We start from the raw sequence: 644 nt of genomic DNA, 5'->3' as shown, positions 1-644 counted from the left end.
CTGCATTGTTTTCAGGTGCGGACGATTAATCTCAGCCAGATGTAAATCTGTATGTTGCGCGTCATATTGTACCCACTACGTCAGCAGGTACGACGCGCCACGGCATCGATTAAAAAACCCATTCACAATGTCAAAGAAGTGCAGGCAGATCCTGCGATCCAGCCCGAAGGCTGGAAACTGTTTCGCTTCATCTCTGGAGTATCTTGGTCGAGCAGTGCGCAACGCACTGACCATCCTCAAGCCAATCTCTTGGCGAAGATGGTGGAGCCTATCGGGATCGAACCGATGACCTGATGCTTGCAAAGCAACCGCTCTCCCAGCTGAGCTAAGGCCCCATGACCGTCTGACTGGCAAGTGGTGGGCCTGAGTGGATTCGAACCACTGACCTCACCCTTATCAGGGGTGCGCTCTAACCAACTGAGCTACAGGCCCAACTTGCCAGCCTGAACCAGCCATAAAGGCCGCAGGCGGCGTGAGCCAGCTCAGGCAGTAACACAGCAACAGATTTGCTGTGTATCTCCAGGATGAAGGGACATGAGGACGACGGCATGTTCTTAGAATTGTACGAAGCTCTTCCACACTCAAGGTGCGGCGCTTTCGGCCAAATCCTTAGAAAGGAGGTGATCCAGCCGCAGGTTCCCCTA

At 53.7% G+C, this 644-nt stretch carries 1 protein-coding gene and 2 tRNA genes; 1 reads left to right on the top strand and 2 read right to left on the bottom strand.

From position 1 onward, the window contains the following. Positions 1–51 precede the first annotated feature (51 nt). On the top strand, positions 52–294 hold the full coding sequence (locus tag ACODRZ_RS26815; protein ID WP_488986305.1) for a hypothetical protein: 243 nt from the start codon (positions 52–54) through the stop codon (positions 292–294). Here the strand turns inward: ACODRZ_RS26815 and ACODRZ_RS26810 are convergent. Beyond that, a tRNA-Ala gene (locus ACODRZ_RS26810) sits at positions 260–335 on the bottom strand. The genes ACODRZ_RS26815 and ACODRZ_RS26810 overlap by 35 nt on opposite strands. A gap of 20 nt (positions 336–355) precedes the next feature. After that, positions 356–432: transfer RNA gene (locus ACODRZ_RS26805), tRNA-Ile, on the bottom strand. Between the last annotated feature and the right edge of the window lie 212 nt (positions 433–644).

The sequence above is a fragment of the Novosphingobium sp. FG90 genome (assembly GCF_057808725.1).
Note: the sequence above shows the minus strand (reverse complement) of the source record. Positions and strands in the feature narration are given on the sequence as shown.